Raw genomic sequence first — 17521 nt, 5'->3', positions numbered from 1 at the left:
GCACCCGACGATGGAGACCGGCTCGACCCACCGCACCCCCTCGCCCACCGAAACTCGCCGAAGGAGCCGCAGATGAGACGCCCGCCCCGCAACCGCGCCGAGCTGCGTGCCGAGATCGCGCGGCGCAACCCGATCCGACGCGTCCCGCAGCCGCCGGAGGAGCAGATTCGCTCGACGTGGCGTCAGGCTGCGGTGCCCCGCATCGAGCGGATGCTGGCGCGCGCCCTCGCCCAGGACGCGGGTGGCTGGCACGTCGCGGCCGCGAGCACGGACGTCGTCGCGGGGCGTTCGACGGTGCGCACGATCCTCGGACGCGAGATCGCGTTGTGGCGCGGCACCGACGGCTCGGCGCTCGCGGGGCCGGGCGCGTGCCCGCACATGGGTGCGCTGCTGGAGAACTGCCACACCGATGACGGCGACGTGCTGTGCCGCTGGCACGGGCTGCGGCTGCCGAGCGAGTGGCCGGGCGAATGGCTCACCTACCCCGCGCACGACGACGGCGTCCTGTTCTGGGTGCGGTTGCCCAGCGACGGCGAGACGCCGAGCGCCGCGCCGGTGCTGCCCGCGCGCGCTCCACTCGACGAGGCGCTCGTCGCGGTCTACACGCGTGAAGCGCGCTGCGAGACGTCCGACGTCATCGCGAATCGCCTCGACCCGTGGCACGGGGCCTGGTTCCACCCATACGCGTTCAGCCACCTCGTCGTCGACGAGGACGCGAGCGACGACGACTGCCTCGTCACCGACGTGACGTTCCGCCTCAACCACACCTACGGCGTTCCGGTGCGCGCGGCGTTCACGTGCGCCGACAGCCGCACGATCACGATGACGATCATCGACGGCGAGGGCGTCGGCAGCACCGTCGAGACCCACGCGACGTGCGTGCAGCCGGCGAGCGCCGAGCAGCCGGCTCGCAGCGTCATTCACGAGGCGACGATCGCGCACTCCGAGCGCCCCGGTTTCCGTGCGGCGCGGGCGTTCGCGCCGCTCATCCGCCCGCTCGTGCTGCGCACGCAGGGCCAGTTGTGGGTCGACGACCTCGAGTACGCGGAGCGTCGCTACGAACTGCGTTCGGGTTTCGCGCGGGACGGGCAGTCGTGACGGCGGCCGACGTCGTGGTGGGGTGGGTGACATGAGCCTGCCCGCGTCCTGGGATCCCTATCAGTACCTGCTGCTCATGGGTGGATGCCTGCTCATCACGCTGCCGCTCGAACTCGTCCTGCGCGCCCGCGTGTACTCACGCCCGCGACGATTGCTCGCGGCGCTGCTGCCCGTCGTCGTGCTGTTCAGTGTGTGGGACATCGTCGGGATCGTGCGCGATCACTGGTCGTACTCGCCGCGGTTCACGTCGGGTTGGGATGTGCCGCTCACCCCGATGCCGATCGAGGAGCTCGTGTTCTTCGTCGTCATCCCGATCTGCGGGCTGCTGACGTACGGAGCCGTCGGGTTCTGCCTGCGCCTGCTCGCCGCGTGGCGCTCGAGCGGGAGCGCGAGAAGTGCTCTCGCCCGGGTCGATCCGGACGGGCGGGCGGGCGAGGGACGCCATGTGGCGGCTGATGGCTCGTCCGCGCGAGGCGATCATCGCCCGTCGAGGGAGGTGTGACGTGCCCGAGTACACCGTGCTGACCGTCGCGTCGATGATCGGCGTCGTCGCTCTCGAAGGGCGTTGGCGCACCGGCATCTTCACCTCGGCGCGCTACTGGTGCTCGATGGTCATCGTGTTCGCGTTCCAGATCCTCGTCGACGGCTGGCTGACGAAGCTGAGCGACCCGATCGTCCTCTACGGGCGCGATCAGTTCCTCGGCATCCGCTTTCCGTGGGACATCCCGATCGAGGACTTCGGGTTCGGCTTCTCGATGGTGACGCTGACGATCCTGCTGTGGGAACACCACGGCCGCCGCCGAAAGGAGAACGCACGATGAGCGCGACGATCGAGGCCTTCACGGCGGGGCTGCGACGGGTGCCGCCGTGGCGCCCCGGACGTGATGCGGCGGCCGAACGGCATGAGCCTGACGGTCGGGGTGGCCCTGCTGCGTCGAGGGTGGCGGACGCCGCGGCCCCCCACGTCGTCGTCGTGGGTGGTGGGATTGCCGGCATCAGCGCCGCCGTCGGGCTGGCCGAGCGCGGCGTGCGCGTCACGCTCATCGAGGCAGAGAGCAGCCTCGGTGGCCGCGTGCGCAGCTGGCCCGTCGACGTGCCGACCCCGGGCGCTGACGCGTCGGGCGCCCCGGACGATCGAGCGACGATGAGCCGCGGGTTTCACGCGTTCTTCCGCCAGTACTACAACCTGCGCGCGCTGCTGCGCCGCGTCGACCCGGGCCTCGAATGTCTGCGGCCCGTCGCGGACTACCCGCTGCGTCACGCGGACGGTACGCAGGATTCGTTCACGCAGATCGCGACGAGGCCGCCGCTCAACTTCCTGTCGTTCGTCGCCCGCAGCCCCTCGTTCGGTCTGCGCGACCTGTCGCGCGTCGATGCCGACCGCGCCCTCGACCTGCTCGACGTCGACTTCCCCGCCACGTATTCGCGCTACGACGGGGTGAGCGCCGCCGACGCCCTCGACGCGCTGCGGTTCCCCGAACGCATGCGCTCGCTCGCGCTCGAGGTGTTCGCACGCAGCTTCTTCGCCGGCCCGCGCGACTTCTCCGCCGGCGAACTCATCGCCATGTTCCACATGTACTTCCTCGGTTCCGGCGAGGGGCTGCTGTTCGACGTCAGCCGCGACGACTTCGACACGACGATGTGGCGACCGCTGCGCTCCTACCTCGAAGACCTCGGCGCGCACGTCGTGACGGGTTGTCGCGTCGAGTCGATCGAGCGCGACGGCGAGGGTTTCCGTGTCAGCGCCGGCGCGGCTGCGGGTGCGGTGGGTACCGACGAGGCGAGTCGCGGCCGCCTTGACTTCGCCATTGACCGTGACGATGCCCATGGCTCGCTCCGCGCCGACGCCGTCGTCATCGCGACGAGTCGTGACGTGCTGCAGCGTCTCGTCGACGGCACCGACCTCGGCGACGAGGCCTGGCGTGCGTCCGTGCTGACCGGGGAGATGGCGCCTCGTTTCATCGTGCAGCGACTGTGGTTCGACCGCCCCGTCGCGGCGGGCCGCGCGCCGTTCGTCGGCACGGCCGCGTACGGCCATCTCGACAACGTCTCTCTCGTCCACGACCTCGAGGACGGCGCCGCGCAGTGGGCCGAGCGGTGCGGCGGCAGCGTCGTCGAACTGCATGCTTACGCGGTGCCCGACGACGTCACCGATGACGAAGCGCTCGCCGACCTACGACATCAGCTCGAGCGCCTGCACCCTGTGCTCACCGGGTGCGAGCCGGTGCACGAGGAGGTGCTCGTCGAGGCCGACTGCCCCCTCGCCGGTACGGACGAGTGGGCCGCGCGCCCGGGCGTCGTCACGCCGCAGCCGAAGCTCGTCCTCGCCGGTGACGGCGTGCGCTGCGAGCTGCCCGTCGCGCTCATGGAGCGGGCGGCGACGACCGGTTTCCAGGCCGCGAACGCGTTGCTGCGCCACTGGGGGTTGCCCGGGCACGAGCTGTGGAGCGTGCCGACGCGGGCGCGGTTCCCGCGGTCGCTGCGCGCCGCCCGTGCGGCGCTGCGCCTGCGCGAGCGTGGCCTCACGACGGTAGGTCGCGATTCGTCAGGGCGTGGCCGATGAGCGGACGGCAGAACGACGTCGCCCCCGACGCCGGACGTTCCGGGCTCGAAGGACTCGGGCGCGAGCGGCGCGCCGCGGGACGCTGCGACACCGAGAGTCGAGATGGAGGACGCCGCAGCGACGCGTGCCGTCTCACCGATGCCGCCAGCTTTCTCGACGCCGTGCAGGCGCGCTTGGCCGAGAGCCTTGCCTTCGCGGCCGACGCCGGCGGTGTGGTGACGGCCGGACTGCCCTCGTCAGCGCTGGTCGAGGCATCGTCGCTCGAGACGCTCGTGCGTGATCTTCTCGCAGCCGGCGGCAAACTCGTGCGGCCCCGGCTCGTCCGCCTCGGGTACCTGGCGGCGCGCGAGTGCACCAACCCCGACGACGACCCCGCGACCACCGACGCTGTCGTTCGTGTCGCTGCGGCGTTCGAGTTGTTGCACCTGTTCGGGTTGCTGCAGGACGATGTCATGGATGCCTCTGACACGCGACGCGGCACTCCGACCGCGCACCACCAGGTGAGAGCCGCCGCAGCTCAGCCCGACGGCCCCGACGCTGCGCGCCTCGGCGACAGCGTCGCCGTCCTCGCCGGTGATCTCGCGTTCGCGCTCGCGAACCGCCTCGTCCGCGCTCTGCCGGAGCACGTGGCCGACGCGTGGGATGCAGCGGTCGTCGAGCTCGTCACCGGGCAGCGGCTCGACCTCGTCTTCGCCGCCGAGGCACGCCTCGACGAGGTGAGCACACGCCGCGTCGCGCATGCCAAGTCGGGCGCGTACACGGTGCAGCGCCCCCTCGAGATCGGCGCGTTGCTCGCCGGCGAGAGCGCGCCACCGGCGTGGCTGAGCCGATTCGGCGCCGCGCTCGGTGAGGCGTTCGCGCTCGCCGACGACATCATCGGCCTGTGGGGCGAACCCGCCGTCACGGGCAAACCGGCGGGCGAGGATCTGCGCGAACGCAAGCCGACGACCGTCCTCGGCCTCGCCGACTCGGCCCTCGACGGCGAGCTGACGCGACGCCTGGCGCCGGGTCGCGAACCACTCGACGAGGCCGAGACACACGCCTGGTTGCAGCGCCTCGACGCGGCGGGCGTGCGCGCGCAGGCCGTCGCCCGCATCGCCGATCGCCACGCTGATGCCCTCGATGCTCTCGCGGCGCTGCCGCAGGGCGCGGTGCGTGACGAACTCACGCGTTTCGCCGACGAACTGGCGGTGCGCGATGCGTGAACGTCGTCAGGATCATCCAGCACCTCACGCCGACGACTCGAAAGAAGCACCCCCGATGCGCGAGACGCCGATGATCGACGCGCCCGGCAAGCCAGCGGAAGCGACGTTCGGTGCCGCGCCCGCCGCTCCTACTACGGGTGTGCCGGCCGCGACCGACGACGTCGTCGTCCTGCTCGACGATGACGGCGCCGCGATCGGCACGTGCCCGCGCGCCGAGGTGCACACCCATGACACGCCGCTGCATCGCGCCTTCTCGAGCTACCTGTTCGATGACGCGGGTCGCCTGCTGCTCACCCGTCGCGCGCTGACGAAGGTCGCGTGGCCGGGTGTGTGGACGAACACCTGTTGCGGGCATCCGCGCCCCGACGAACCCACGCAGGACGCGGTGAGCCGGCGCGTGCGTGAAGAGCTCGGGCTGGATGTGACGCAGTTGCGCGTCGTCCTGCCGAGCTACCGTTACCGCGCGGTCGACGCGTCCGGCATCGTCGAGCACGAGATCTGCCCGGTGCTCGTCGGGCGCATCGACCCCGCGCAGCTCGCACCGCACCCCGACGAGGTGTGCGAGTGGGCCTGGATCGCCTGGCCCGACGCCGTCCACCTCGCGCGTCGCACTCCGGCGCTGCTCAGCCCGTGGGCGGCCGAGCAGATCGTGCTGCTCGCCGAGCAGCTGGGGGAGAACGGCCTCTTGACGCTCGCGCCCCAGCACGACCAGACCGCGCACGAGCACACGCAGCACGAAGAACACGAACCCCTCGATGGGAAGGATCTCGCATGAGTCGCATCGTCGTCATCGGAGCCGGCCTCGCCGGCCTGGCCGCAGCCTGTCATCTACGCGGCGCCGGGCACGACGTCGTCATCGTCGAGAAGCAGGCGCAGGCGGGTGGGCGCGGCATCCGCCTCGAGCGGGACGGGTTCACGTTCGACACCGGCCCGACCGTCCTGACGATGATCGACCTCGTCGACGAGGCCCTCGCGCAGATCGGCGTCGGCGTGCACGACGTGCTCGACCTGACGCTGCTCGACCCCGCCTATCGCGCCTGCTACGCGGACGGTTCGACCATCTTCGTCCGCCACGGCCACGAGGCGATGCGCGAGGAGATCGCGCGCGAGTGCGGCGCGAAGGACGCGGCGGCGTTCGACGACTTCGTCGCGTGGCTGCGGCGGCTGTACGAGGTCGAGATGCCGCACTTCATCGACGCGAACTTCGACTCACCCCTCGACCTGCTGCGCAACCCGGCTGCAGCCGCGCGGCTCGTGAGGCTCGGCGGGTTCCGTCGCCTCGGACCTGTCATCCGCGAGCGCTTCGACGACGAACGCCTGCACCGCATCTTCTCGTTCCAGGCGATGTATGCAGGTCTCGCGCCGGAGAAGGCGCTCGCGCTGTACGCCGTCATCACGTACATGGACTCGATCGAGGGTGTCTGGTTCCCGGCCGGCGGCATGCGCGAGGTGCCCGAGGCAATGGCGCGTGCGCTCGGGCGCACAGGCGTCGAACAGCGCTACGACACGACCGTGACGCGCATCCTCACCCGCGCTGACGGCGTCGTCGCCGGGGTCGAGACGTCCGGCCCGAGTGGTGACGAGCGCCTGCCGTGTGACGCGATCGTCTGCACGACCGACCTGCCCATCGCCTACCGGACGCTGCTCGACGACCTCGAACCGCCGGCCGTCCTGAAGCGTGCGACGTACTCGCCGTCCGCGGTCGTCTGGCACCTCGGGGTCGAGGGTGTGCCGAGCGACGCCGCGCACCACAACATCCACTTCGGCACGGCGTGGGAGGAGTCGTTCGACGATCTGCTCGTGCGCGGCACGCGGATGCAGGACCCGTCGCGGCTCGTCACCATTCCGTCTCGTGACGATGCCACCGCCGCGCCGGAGGGTTGTTCGACGTTGTACGTCCTCGAGCCCGCACCCAACCTCGACGTCGGGCGTGTCGACTGGGCGGCCGAGCGGCCGCGCATGAAGGAGGAACTGCTCGCTTTCCTCGATGACGCCGGCTACCCGACGACGATCGTCACCGACGAGTTCGTCGATCCCACCGACTGGCAGGCGCAGGGTATGGCCGCGGGAACGCCGTTCGCGCTCAGCCACACGTTCCTGCAGACCGGCCCGTTCCGCCCGCCGAACGTCGAACGCCGCCGCCCCGGCGTATTCTTCGCCGGTTCCGGCACCGTGCCGGGTGTCGGCGTGCCGATGGTGCTCGTCAGCGGCAAGCTCGCCGCGGCGCGCGTCGAGGCCTACGTCGGGCGCTGACGGCTCGACGCTCAGGCGTCTCAGGGCGCCGGCACGAGGACGCGCAGGGCGTCGGGCAGCGCACGGAACGTCGTCGGCGACGCCTCGAGCAGGTCGCCGTCGGCATAGACATCCCCGACGTGGGGCGTGATGACGCGGATCTCGCGTCCGCGCAGCGCTCGAACACGTACCCCGTCGACATGGGTGCCGCGAAACAGGCGCGGCAGCATCGCCGGGTAGTGCCAGCGTGGGATGTCGGTGACGACGGTGACGTCGAGCAACCCGTCGCTCATCGACGCGTCGGGGTTGACGCGCATCCCGGCGCCGAATCGCCCCGAGTTGCCGATCGCGACGTTCCACCCGGTGAACTCGTGCGTCACCCCGTCGACGACGAGCGTCAACGGTCGCGGCCGCGCGTGCACGAGCGTTCGAGCGCCGCCGTAGGCGTAGACGAGCGAACTCGGCACCGCGCGCGGAGCGTCGTTGGCGTACGTGTTCGCCATCGAGTCGTAGCCGAGCGTCGCCACACCGAGGAAGACCGTGGCGGTCGACGGGTCGCCGTCGCCGGCCAGTCCGACGTCGAGGCGGCGTTCGCGCGCGACGGCGAGCAGCTGCGCGGCGCGTCGCATGTCGCCCGGGCCCCCGAGTGCGCGGACGAGGTCGTGCCCACGCCCCGCGGGCAACGGCGCCATGAGGCAGCCGCTGACGACGGCGCCCGCGGCCACCCGCCCGTAGAGCCCGTCGCCGCCGAGCGTGACGAGCAGGTCGTCGACGTTCGCGTCGGCGGCGACCTGCGACGCGTGGTCCGCCGACCGCGTGACCACGACGTCGACGCGCCAACCGTGCGCGCGCAGGATGTCCGTCACCGGATCGATCATGCGCAGCGTCGCACCCTTGCGCGCAGCCGGGTTGACGACCAGGGTGACGGGCCGCGTCATGACGCCCCGGCCTCGCACGCGTCGGGGGCGTCGTCGACCGGCGGAACGAGCTTGCCGGGGTTGAGGATTCCGGCCGGGTCGAGCTCGTTCTTCACCGCGCGCAGGATGCGCGCGCCGAGCTCGCCCATCTCGTCAGCGGCCCAGGCGCGGTGGTCGGTGCCGACGGCGTGGTGGTGCGTGATCGTGCCACCGTGTGCCGCGATGACGTCGCTCGCGGCCGTCTTGACGCGGCGCCACTGGGCGAGCGGGTCGCTCTCCTCGCGGCAGAAGAACGTGTAGTAGAGCGAGGCGCCGCCGTCGTAGAGGTGCGAGACGTGGCACTGGACGACGGCGTGCGGGCCGACCTCGGCGCTGATCGCATCGCGCACCGCGCTGTAGAGCGTCGGCAGGTTCGCCCACGTCGTCGCCGTCTCGAGCGTCTCGACGAAGATGCCGCGATCCATGAGGTGGTCGCGCTGGTAGGGCCCGCGGAAGCGGTGGCTGATCCAGTGCTCGGCGATCGACGCGGGCGCACGTCGCGCACCCGCCGTGCGCAGCACGCGGTGCGCCTGTCGCCGGCGCCGACGCAGGGTGGTGCGGTCGGTGTCCTCCCAACGCAGCACCCCGAGCGACGGCTCGCGGGCGCCGCGCGCGGCGAAGGTCGCCATCGCCGCGAGCCCTCGCGCCGACTGGGCCAGGATCGTGCGTGATTCCTCACCGTCGGAGAGGCGGCTGACGTCCGGCATGACGCCGTGGCCGAGATCCTGCGCGAGCGCCCGGAACGCGTCGAACCCGTCGGTGAACGAGTCGAACGCCCAGGTCTCGTAAGCGAACTCGGTCGGTCCCTCGTGCAGCTGCAGCGTCATCTCGGTGATGACGCCGAGCGTGCCCTCGCTGCCGATGAGCACGTCGATGAGCTTCGGCCCGGCGGCCGTCGCCGAGCTGGGAGTCCGCCCGCCGAGCGTCAGCTCGCCCTCGGGCGTGGCGAGGGTGACGGCGACGACGTTCTGCTCGAACCGTCCGTACCCGGAGGACGCCTGCCCGGAGCTGCGCGTCACGAGATATCCGCCGAGCGTTGCCTGTTCGTAGCTCTGCGGGAAGTGTCCGAGCGTGAGTCCGCGCGGACGCAGCACGGCTTCGAGCTGGGCGCCGCGCAGCCCGGGCTGGAGCGTTGCGGTGCGCGACGTCTCGTCGATGCTGACGACGGCGTCGAGGCGCCGTAGGTCGAGACTGATGACGCTCGCGAACCGACCGCGCACGGGGTCGACACCGCCGACGACGCTCGTGCCACCGCCGAACGGGACGACGGCGATCTCACGCTGCGCGGCGAGGCGCAGCACCTCGACGACCTCGCTGCCGTCGGCGGGAAACGCGACGGCGTCCGGCGCGTGACTGCCGTCGCCGGTGCGCAGCCGATACAGGTCGGGGTAGCTCTTGCCCCCGGCGTGCTCGATGCGCTCGCGTCGTTCGACGCTGACGTACGCGTCGCCGACGAGTGTGCGCAGGGCGGCGAGGCCGTCGTCGTCGAGGGTGGAGGCGGGCAGCTCGACGTCGTCGAGCGCGACGGGCGGAGTGTCCTGCTCAGCCGGTTCGATGCCCTTGGCGAGCTTCAACCCGCGCCAGACGAGCGGGGAGAGTTCTTTCTTGAGCTGCGGGTCTCCCCAGCCGTGCCACACCGAGCGCGGGGCGGTCTCGACGAGGTTCGCGTCATCCTTCATGACCCCATCATGCCGTGCGTGAGACACTGAGTCACGATTTGTCTCAATGTTTCATTGCTCCGACGGGCCAATCGTGGCGGCGACCACACAGCGAGGAGGACGCATGACGCAAGACGATGCAATGCTGGCCGCAGTGCGGGCGGAGGTCATCGCCTACGGTTTTCGCCGCGCGACGATGACGTCGGTGGCCCGCCGCGCAGGCATGAGTCGGGCCACCCTCTACCGACGTGGCGCGACGCTCGACGACCTCGTGCGCGAGGCCCTCGTCGCCGACTTCGCCGCCGCCGCAAGCGACGCGCTGCCCCAGGTTCCCTCGAACGAAACCGCAAGCGAACCAGCCGACGGCGAGGCGGGCGCCGTCACCCGCGACGTCATCGTCCGCGCCGCGATCACCACGCTCGAGGCGCTCTCGACGGAGTTCACGCAGGCGCTGATCGAGCACGACCCCGAACTGCTCCTGCCCTATCTCGTCGAACGTGTCGGGCGCAGCCAGCGCAGCATTCTCGACGCGTTGAGCGCCGCGATCGCCCTCGCGCAGCTCGATGGCTCGGTGCGCGACGCGCCGGCCGACGTCCTCGCGATGGGCGCGATGCAGGCGCTCATGCCCTACCTCGTCAGCCGTCGACCGCTCGAGCAGATCGCCCCTCGTCAGGTGTGGCTCGCCGAGGCGGCCCATCTGCTCGACGGGTACCTCGCGCCCAGCCCGGCAGCCTCTGACCACCGGACCACCCCACGGAAGGCCGCTCCTGATGTCGACCACCCCCGGCCACCCCGCCAGTGACCCCAGCGTGGGCAGCCTCAACCCCACCCAACGCGCTGCGGCACTGCACCGCCTCGCCCACGAGCGCTACGACGTCATCGTCGTCGGCGCCGGGGTGACGGGTGTCGGCGTGGCGCTCGACGCGGCGTCGCGCGGGCTGCGCACGGCACTCGTCGAGCGCGTCGATCTGGCGGCAGGGACGAGTCGGTGGAGCAGCAAGCTCATCCATGGCGGCCTGCGCTATCTCGCAAAGGGTGACCTCGCCGCCGCCTACGAGTCGGCGCGCGAGCGTCATCATCTGATGACGAGCATCGCGCCGCATCTCGTGCGGCCGCTGCACACGGTGGTGCTCGACACCGGCATCGGTGAGGCGGCCGTCTCGAACCTCGGCATCACCCTCTCGGACGGGCTGCGCCGCGTCAGCCGCACGCCGTCGAATGTCCTCGCCGCGCCGCGCCGCATTCGGGTGCGTGACGTCGAGTCGCTCGTCCCTGGCGCAGTGCGCGGCCGCGCGGCGCTGCGCTACACCGACGGCCAGCTCGAGGACGACGCGCGCTTCGTGACGACCCTCGCGCGCACCGCCGCGGCGCACGGCGCCGACGTCGTGACGCGGTGTGCGGCGCGTCCGCTCGACTCTGAGTCCGTCGAGCTCACCGACGAGCTGACGGGGGAGTCGTTCGTCGCCCACGGCCACATCGTGCTCGCGACGGGGGTGTGGAGCGGCGAGCACGACGAGCGTCTCACCGTCACGCCCTCGCGTGGCTCGCACCTGGTCGTCCGGGCGAGCGCGGTGGGTAACCCTTCGGCGCAGCTCGTCGCACCGGTGCCCGGGCACTTTGGCCGCTACGTGTTCGCGATTCCGATCGTCGACGGGCTCGTCCTCATCGGGCTGACGGACGAGGCCGACCCGGACGCCGACCCGCTCGCTCCTTCCGTCCCGGACGAAGACGAGGAGTTCCTGCTCGCGACGATGAACGCCGTCCTGGCCCGTCCGCTGACGCGTGACGACGTCGTCGGGCGCTTCGCTGGTCTGCGACCGCTCGTGACGCGCGCCGACGCCTCGAGCGGGCAAGGCGCGACCGCGGACGCCTCGCGCAAGCACCTGCTCCTCGACGAGCCGGGCGCCCCGATCACCATCACGGGAGGAAAGTTCACGACGTATCGCCGCATGGCGCAGGACGCCGTCGACGCCGTAGCCCGGCGCGTCGGAGGCGTGGTCGCATCGTGCCGAACGCGTGAGCTTCCGCTTCTCGGCGCAGCCCCGACTGACGTCCTCGCTCGCGTCGCGGCGCCCGAGCGGCTCGTGCGCCGCTACGGCACGTTGGCCCCGTCGGTGGCCGCGATCGCCGACGAATCGTCGTTCTACGCCGAGCGCGTCGTGCCCGGATCGTCGACGCTGGTCGCCGAGTTCGTCCACGCGGTGCGGCACGAGGGTGCCATGACGCTCGACGATCTCGTCGAGCGCCGCACGCGCCTGGCTTTTGTCGACGCAGACCTCGAGCCGGCTCGCGCCGTTGCGGCGGAGGTTCTGCGGCGCGAGATGGGTCTGGACACCTTCAGAGAACTCCCAGTCGCGCACCACCGTGCCTGAACGTCCCTGACCGCCCTCGGCCAGTACCCTGAGGCCGGGAGGCCGATGCCGTGGCGTCCGAAAACGTCGTCGCTCGGAGGTCGCATGCTGCTCGTCCTGCTGCTGGCTGTCGCCTCCAGTGCGTGTGCGGCGCTGTCGACGGTGTTCAAGCACCGCGCCGCACAGCATGCCGTGGAGCAGCCGGCGGTCGACGAGCGAGCGGACGGTGAGAAGCTCCCCCGGCGCGGGTTGCGCGCCGCGGCGGTGGCATGGGTCGCGAACCCGACGTTCGCCATCGCCATGGTGTTCGACGGGCTGTGCGTCGTCTTCCAGATCCTCGCCCTCAAGTACGGCAGCCTCTCGGTCGTGCAGCCGGTGCTGTGCATGTCGCTCGTCATCAGCCTCGGGCTCAACCACGTCATGCTGCGTACGCGCCCGACACGTTCGGAGATCCTCCATTCGCTGACGCTCGTCGCCGGCCTCGTGATGTTCCTGCTCGTCTCCGACGCGATCTCCGCACACGGAGAGACGGCCATCGGTCGTCGCGTGCCCGCCATCATCCTCGCCGTCGTGGGCGGCCTGTTCGTCCTCGGCGCGGTGTTCGGCACGCGCTCGATGCGCCCGCGGATGCGTGCCCGGGCGCTCGCAGCGTCCGTCGCCATCGTCTACGCGACGACGGCCGGGTTGATGAAGTCGACGACGCAGATCTCACACCTCTTCGGTCTCGACGCGGTGCTGACGTCGTGGCAGCTGTGGGTGCTCATCGCGCTCGCTGCCTGTGGTCTGGCGCTCAACCAGGTGGCGTTCGCGGCGGCGCCTCTCAACGTCGTGCTGCCCGTCGTCGCCTCGCTCGATCCGCTGTTCAGCGTCCTCATCGGTGTCGGCGTCTACGGCGACCAACTGCGCGACACGCCCCTCGCCGTCGCCGGTGAGGTGGCCGGGCTCGCGCTGCTGCTGTACTCGGTCGTCAAGCTGAGCTCGGTGCGTGCCGCCCAGGGCGCGGCCGCCGAGGCCGAACTCGCGGCAGCGATGGACGGCGGCGCCACACCGCTGTCGATGCGTAACGAGTGACACCGGCGGCGCACACCTACCCGGCTCGATGCTCCGATGCGCGCTCGAGGTCCTGCTCGGGCTGGAAGTGACGCTCTCGCCCACTGCTCCAGCTGCTGCGGGTCACCAACTATTCACCTTCGCGGGACGCGTGGAATGAAGCCCGCGGGGCCGCTCGTGTTAGCGTGAGGGTGGTTGCTTTGCAGAACCCGGTTTTACCCCTGTTGTACATCACCTCAGGCGTTCACGGCATGCACATCAGCCTGAGCCTGCAAAAAGTGCAGGCTCAACGCAGAGAAACAGATTGAGGGATTTCCCATGGCACAGGGCACTGTGAAGTGGTTCAACGCTGAGAAGGGCTTCGGCTTCATCGAGCAGGACGGCGGCGGCGCCGACGTCTTCGTTCACTTCTCCGCCATCCAGACCAACGGCTACCGCTCGCTCGACGAGGGTCAGCGCGTCGAGTTCGAGATCACGCAGGGCGACAAGGGCCCGCAGGCCTCGAACGTCACGGCTGCCTGATCATCTGATCTCGTAGCGTTTTCGTACGAAGCCCCCAGCCGTTCGGCTGGGGGCTTCGTCGTGCGCCGACTCCGTCATGCTCGGGCGGGGCCCGTCACGCAGACGAGTGCGCCGCCCGTCCCTCGTGGGGTGGGCGGCGCAGCCGAGTCTGCGTTCAGTCGTGCGCACGATCAACAGGTGGCCGTGGTGTCGTCGATGGCCTGGTCGCTGCTCGATGAGCTGGTGCTCGCGCTGCTCGACGACGAGTTCGGGGCGGTCGACGACGAAGCGCTCGAGCTGGATTTCGGCTTCGGGGCCGGCGTCGAGCGATCCATGCCCTTCTTGATGAGGGCGCGCACCTTGTCGTAGTCGGGGTGGCTGTCGCTGATGACGGGGTAGGCGAGGTTGACGCTCTTCGTCTGGCCCTTCTTCATCGTGTTCGCGAGGTCGGCGAGGTCGGGCAGTTCGCTCTGCGGCAGGTCGAGCAGGATGTTCTCCTTGGCGACCTTCATGATCGAGGGGAACTGGTTGACCAGTGAGATGGGGTTGGTCTGGTCGATGAGTGCGTTGACCATGCAGCGCTGACGGCGCATGCGGTCGCCGTCGCCGGTCTCGACGCGGCTGCGTGAGTACCACAGGGCTTGCTGACCGTTCAGGTGTTGGCGTCCTTCGGGGATGCGGCCGGTGATCGAGCCGGGCACGATCGCGCCGCCCTCGATCTTGCCGCCGATGGCGATGCCCCCGGGAGGGATCGTCATGTCGACGCCGCCCATGGCGTCGACGAGGTCCTGGAAGCCCTTGAGGTTGATGACGGTGGAGTAGTCGATCGGCATGCCGATGATCTCCTGCACGACGTCGCGCGTCGCGTTGAGGCCGGCGTACTGCTCACCGGGGAACAACTCCGGGTGCTGCGTGTCAGCTTCGCTCCACACCGCATCCATCCAACAGGGGTCGCCCGCACCACGTTCGGGGCAGTGGAAGCCGTTCGGGTAGAGCTTGTGCAGCGGGTTCGACTCGGGGAACGGGACGTAGTTCCAGTTGCGCGGGATGCTGATGAGGGTCGTGTCACCCGTGTGGGTGTCGATCGAGGCGACCATGAGCGAGTCCGTGCGGATGCCCGTGCGGTCGCTACCCGCGTCGGAACCGACGAGCATGAGGTTGACGCGGGCCTTCTTCTTGAACGCGTTCTCCTTGGTGGAGGCGGCGCCCTTGCCGTTCTCGATGAACATGGTGCCGAACGCGTCCTGCGTGACGGTGACGGTGCTGACGGCGCGCGCGAGCGGCATCGTCACGGCGAGGCACATGAGGGCGGTGAAGGCCTTGAACAGGATGTCGCCGCGGTGCGACCAGCCGTCGGTGTGCGTCGTGCGCGCGGTGAGAACGATCGACGTCAACCACAGCACGAGGGCAGCGGCCAGCGCGACGAGGGCGAGCTTGAGGCCGGTCGAGGTGAGGACGTTGGCGGCGCCGGTGAGGACGTTACCGCTCAGGAGGAAGATGCTGAGAGCGATGCCGGCGATGACGGCGATGAGCAGGAGGATGACGCCGACGGTGCGACGTTTCGTCCACATCAACCCGAGGCCGGGGACGAGGGTGCTCAGAAATGTCAACGACAGAGAGCGGCGTAGCGTCGCACGGCGGCGTTGACGCTCGCTCGAGCGGGTCACGTCGGACGGTGCGTGCGCACCGGATGGTTCGTGCTCCGCCTGCCTCGCCATCGTGGCCCTCTCTGTTGCGTGTGAGGGCACCGAAAGCTGCCCCTGACACTCCATCATGAGGGATGAAGGAGGAAATGTCTCAATCTGGTGACGAAGCTCGACGCCGGCCGAAGCCCAGGTGTGAGTCTCCTGTGTTGACGTGTCGGGGGGAGGCGGTTTGGTGTGGCGGGGCGGGTCGGATAACCTTTCAGGGCTGCAGCGAAAGCTGCGCGGAGGAGGCGTCGCCTAGTCCGGTCTATGGCGCCCGCCTGCTAAGCGGGTTTGGGGTTTATAGCCCCATCGAGGGTTCAAATCCCTCCGCCTCCGCCAGCGAGAGTGACGAGGGCCCCGCCGGGCGCGACGAAGTCGCCCCGGCGGGGCCCTCGTCACTCTCGCTGAATGGGTACGGGGGATTTGAGGAGGAGGCACGACGCCCGCGAGCGAAGCGAGCGCGCGTCGCGCCGACGGAGTCCCTCCGCCCGTTCCGACAGCTCAACAACTCGCCCGGGCCGCCACAAGAGCGAAGTGAGCGCACGTCGCGCCGACGGAGTCCCTCCGCCCGTTCCGACAGCTCGGCCGCCCGCCCGGGCGCCACGGCACCCCACCCCTCGGTATCGCACCTGTCTCAACGGGCCACGCGCCCACGTCGGGGTCGTTAGCCTCGCAGGTGGTGTGTTCGTGGAGTGAGGAGTTCGTCGTGTCGGTGGGTGTGCAGCAGCAGGTGGAGCACGTCGATGTCGTCGTGATCGGTGCGGGGTTGTCGGGCGTCGGGGCGGCGTGTCGCATCCAGGAGGCGAATCCGGGCGTCGATTACGTCGTTCTCGAGGCGCGGGATGCGCTCGGTGGCACGTGGGATCAGTTCCGGTATCCGGGGGTGCGAACGGATTCGGACATGTACACGATGTCGTATCCGTTCGCGCCGTGGCATCAGGAGAAGGCGATCGCGGCGGGTGAGGACATCCTCGACTATATCCGTTCGACGGCCGACGCGTTCGGTGTGAGTGAGCGGATTCGTCTGCGGCACAAGGTCGTCAGCGCGGATTGGAGCAGTGCTGACGCGGTGTGGCGGCTGCGCGTCGACACGCCTGACGGCGAGGTCGAGACGACGGCCGGCTTCATCCACGCGTGCAGCGGTTACTACAGCTACGCCGAGCCGTATGCGGCGGATATCCCCGGTCTCGCGGAGTTCGCGGGCCAGGTCGTGCATCCGCAGTTCTGGCCGCAAGATCTCGACGTGGCGGGCCGGCGCGTCGTCGTCATCGGCTCGGGTGCGACGGCGATGACGCTCGTGCCGGCGCTCGCCGATCTCGGCGCGGAGGTGACGATGCTGCAGCGAACGCCGACGTATGTGCTCGCGCAGCCGTCGCGTGATCCGCTCGCGGCGGCGTTGGCGAAGATCCCGGACGAGCGGCTCAGCCCGCAGCGCAAGCACGCCGTCATGCGGGCGAAGAACGTTGCGGCGCAGTGGGCTTCGTACCAGACGGCGCGGCGCCTGCCGCGGGCGGCGCGTGCGGTGCTGCGTGCGAACGTCCGTCAGGGCGCGGGTGAGGAGCACGTCGACAGCTTCACCGCGCCGTATGCGCCGTGGGATCAGCGGTTGTGCATCGTGCCTGACGGCGACCTGTTCAAGGCGGTCAAGCACGGGCGTGCCAGGGTCGTCACCGACACGATCGCGAGCGTCGAGCCGGGCGGGGTGCGTACGGGTTCGGGTGAGCTGCTCGAGACCGACGTCATCGTGACGGCGACGGGTCTGGCCGTCGAGTTGCTCGGCGGCGCGAGCCTGCGCATCGACGGCGAGCCGGTCGACGTCTCGCAGCGTCTCGTCTACCGCGGCTGCATGCTCGAGGGCGTGCCGAACGCGGCGCTCTGCGTCGGCTACATCAACGCGTCGTGGAGCTTGCGCGGTGACCTGTCGCACCGGTTCGTCGCGCGGATGATCAAGCATCTGCGTGACGGCGGTTACCGCAGCGCGACGCCCGTCCCGCCGTCAGGGCTCGGCCGGCGCCCGCTGCTCGAGATGGATTCGGGCTATCTGCGCCGCGCGGCCGACATCATGCCGCGCCGCAGCGACGCCGCGCCGTGGACGATGCGGCAGAACTATCTCGCCGAGGCGCGCGAGATGCGCCGCCCGGACGTGACGACGGACGTCGTCTTCGCCTGAAGCGGAACTGCGAAGACGGATCCCCACGGGCGGTGGAACCTGTTATTGG

The 17521-nt window shown here is 70.3% G+C and carries 15 protein-coding genes and 1 tRNA gene; 13 read left to right on the top strand and 3 right to left on the bottom strand.

Annotation, left to right across the window (positions count from 1 at the left end):
• Nucleotides 1-72 precede the first annotated feature (72 nt).
• From NQ706_RS06240 to crtI, 7 genes are read left to right on the top strand one after another with little or no spacing between them, the layout of a single operon-like run.
• Entirely contained in the window at nt 73-1098 is a 1026-nt protein-coding gene (locus NQ706_RS06240; RefSeq protein ID WP_051805575.1) for a DUF5914 domain-containing protein, read from the top strand.
• Nucleotides 1099-1129: 31 nt separating this feature from the next.
• Nucleotides 1130-1600 carry a lycopene cyclase domain-containing protein gene (locus NQ706_RS06235; RefSeq protein ID WP_038570202.1) on the top strand — a complete coding sequence of 157 codons (471 nt, stop codon included), beginning with the start codon at nt 1130-1132 and terminating at the stop codon, nt 1598-1600.
• A 1-nt stretch (nt 1601) separates the two neighbouring features.
• Nucleotides 1602-1919, top strand: a complete 318-nt coding sequence (locus NQ706_RS06230; protein WP_038566746.1) for a lycopene cyclase domain-containing protein — start codon at nt 1602-1604, stop codon at nt 1917-1919.
• Nucleotides 1916-3661 carry an FAD-dependent oxidoreductase gene (locus tag NQ706_RS06225; protein WP_038566748.1) on the top strand — a complete coding sequence of 582 codons (1746 nt, stop codon included), beginning with the start codon at nt 1916-1918 and terminating at the stop codon, nt 3659-3661. Before NQ706_RS06230 ends, NQ706_RS06225 begins: the two co-directional genes overlap by 4 nt.
• Entirely contained in the window at nt 3658-4866 is a 1209-nt protein-coding gene (locus tag NQ706_RS06220; protein ID WP_051805579.1) for a polyprenyl synthetase family protein, read from the top strand. Before NQ706_RS06225 ends, NQ706_RS06220 begins: the two co-directional genes overlap by 4 nt.
• Nucleotides 4867-4921: 55 nt before the next feature.
• Entirely contained in the window at nt 4922-5641 is a 720-nt protein-coding gene (gene idi, locus NQ706_RS06215) for an isopentenyl-diphosphate Delta-isomerase (protein WP_235181993.1), read from the top strand.
• Nucleotides 5638-7119, top strand: coding sequence for a phytoene desaturase family protein (gene crtI / locus NQ706_RS06210; RefSeq protein WP_038566749.1), 1482 nt, complete (start codon nt 5638-5640; stop codon nt 7117-7119). Before idi ends, crtI begins: the two co-directional genes overlap by 4 nt.
• Before the next feature lie 20 nt (nt 7120-7139).
• Here crtI and NQ706_RS06205 read toward each other — a convergent pair whose 3' ends face one another.
• Both NQ706_RS06205 and NQ706_RS06200 read right to left on the bottom strand, forming a co-directional pair.
• Entirely contained in the window at nt 7140-8036 is an 897-nt protein-coding gene (locus NQ706_RS06205) for a diacylglycerol kinase family protein (protein ID WP_038566751.1), read from the bottom strand.
• Entirely contained in the window at nt 8033-9733 is a 1701-nt protein-coding gene (locus NQ706_RS06200) for an FAD-binding oxidoreductase (RefSeq protein ID WP_038566753.1), read from the bottom strand. The genes NQ706_RS06205 and NQ706_RS06200 overlap by 4 nt, the downstream gene beginning before the upstream one ends.
• Before the next feature lie 103 nt (nt 9734-9836).
• Here NQ706_RS06200 and NQ706_RS06195 point away from each other — a divergent pair, with 103 nt between their 5' ends.
• The 4 genes from NQ706_RS06195 (at nt 9837) to NQ706_RS06180 (ending at nt 13635) form a co-directional block, all read left to right on the top strand.
• On the top strand, nt 9837-10514 hold the full coding sequence (locus NQ706_RS06195) for a TetR/AcrR family transcriptional regulator (protein ID WP_165583802.1): 678 nt from the start codon (nt 9837-9839) through the stop codon (nt 10512-10514).
• Entirely contained in the window at nt 10483-12084 is a 1602-nt protein-coding gene (locus tag NQ706_RS06190; RefSeq protein WP_051805583.1) for a glycerol-3-phosphate dehydrogenase/oxidase, read from the top strand. Before NQ706_RS06195 ends, NQ706_RS06190 begins: the two co-directional genes overlap by 32 nt.
• An 84-nt stretch (nt 12085-12168) precedes the next feature.
• Entirely contained in the window at nt 12169-13134 is a 966-nt protein-coding gene (locus tag NQ706_RS06185; RefSeq protein ID WP_006946739.1) for a DMT family transporter, read from the top strand.
• A gap of 297 nt (nt 13135-13431) precedes the next feature.
• Nucleotides 13432-13635 (top strand): cold-shock protein, encoded by a 204-nt coding sequence (locus NQ706_RS06180; protein ID WP_006946709.1) that lies wholly within the window; start codon nt 13432-13434, stop codon nt 13633-13635.
• A 170-nt stretch (nt 13636-13805) separates the two neighbouring features.
• Here the strand turns inward: NQ706_RS06180 and NQ706_RS06175 are convergent, their stop codons facing one another.
• A complete protein-coding gene (locus NQ706_RS06175; RefSeq protein WP_167539823.1) occupies nt 13806-15224 on the bottom strand; it encodes an LCP family protein in 1419 nt (472 codons plus the stop codon).
• A gap of 322 nt (nt 15225-15546) precedes the next feature.
• Here NQ706_RS06175 and NQ706_RS06170 point away from each other — a divergent pair.
• Nucleotides 15547-15641, top strand: a tRNA-Ser gene (locus NQ706_RS06170).
• A 340-nt stretch (nt 15642-15981) separates the two neighbouring features.
• Entirely contained in the window at nt 15982-17472 is a 1491-nt protein-coding gene (locus NQ706_RS06165; protein ID WP_288756750.1) for an NAD(P)/FAD-dependent oxidoreductase, read from the top strand.
• Nucleotides 17473-17521 lie beyond the last annotated feature (49 nt).

The organism is Dermacoccus sp. BD5 (assembly GCF_044878485.1).
Taxonomy (GTDB): Bacteria; Actinomycetota; Actinomycetes; order Actinomycetales; family Dermatophilaceae; genus Dermacoccus; species Dermacoccus nishinomiyaensis.
This window is presented reverse-complemented; position numbering and strand designations above follow the sequence as displayed.

Coding starts and splice junctions, on each gene's coding strand:
- NQ706_RS06240 (WP_051805575.1), top strand. CDS start 73: ATGAGACGCCCGCCCCGCAACCGCGCCGAGCTGCGTGCCGAGATCGCG.
- NQ706_RS06235 (WP_038570202.1), top strand. CDS start 1,130: ATGAGCCTGCCCGCGTCCTGGGATCCCTATCAGTACCTGCTGCTCATG.
- NQ706_RS06225 (WP_038566748.1), top strand. CDS start 1,916: ATGAGCGCGACGATCGAGGCCTTCACGGCGGGGCTGCGACGGGTGCCG.
- NQ706_RS06220 (WP_051805579.1), top strand. CDS start 3,658: ATGAGCGGACGGCAGAACGACGTCGCCCCCGACGCCGGACGTTCCGGG.
- idi (WP_235181993.1), top strand. CDS start 4,922: ATGCGCGAGACGCCGATGATCGACGCGCCCGGCAAGCCAGCGGAAGCG.
- crtI (WP_038566749.1), top strand. CDS start 5,638: ATGAGTCGCATCGTCGTCATCGGAGCCGGCCTCGCCGGCCTGGCCGCA.
- NQ706_RS06205 (WP_038566751.1), bottom strand. CDS start 8,036: ATGACGCGGCCCGTCACCCTGGTCGTCAACCCGGCTGCGCGCAAGGGT.
- NQ706_RS06200 (WP_038566753.1), bottom strand. CDS start 9,733: ATGAAGGATGACGCGAACCTCGTCGAGACCGCCCCGCGCTCGGTGTGG.
- NQ706_RS06195 (WP_165583802.1), top strand. CDS start 9,837: ATGACGCAAGACGATGCAATGCTGGCCGCAGTGCGGGCGGAGGTCATC.
- NQ706_RS06190 (WP_051805583.1), top strand. CDS start 10,483: ATGTCGACCACCCCCGGCCACCCCGCCAGTGACCCCAGCGTGGGCAGC.
- NQ706_RS06185 (WP_006946739.1), top strand. CDS start 12,169: ATGCTGCTCGTCCTGCTGCTGGCTGTCGCCTCCAGTGCGTGTGCGGCG.
- NQ706_RS06180 (WP_006946709.1), top strand. CDS start 13,432: ATGGCACAGGGCACTGTGAAGTGGTTCAACGCTGAGAAGGGCTTCGGC.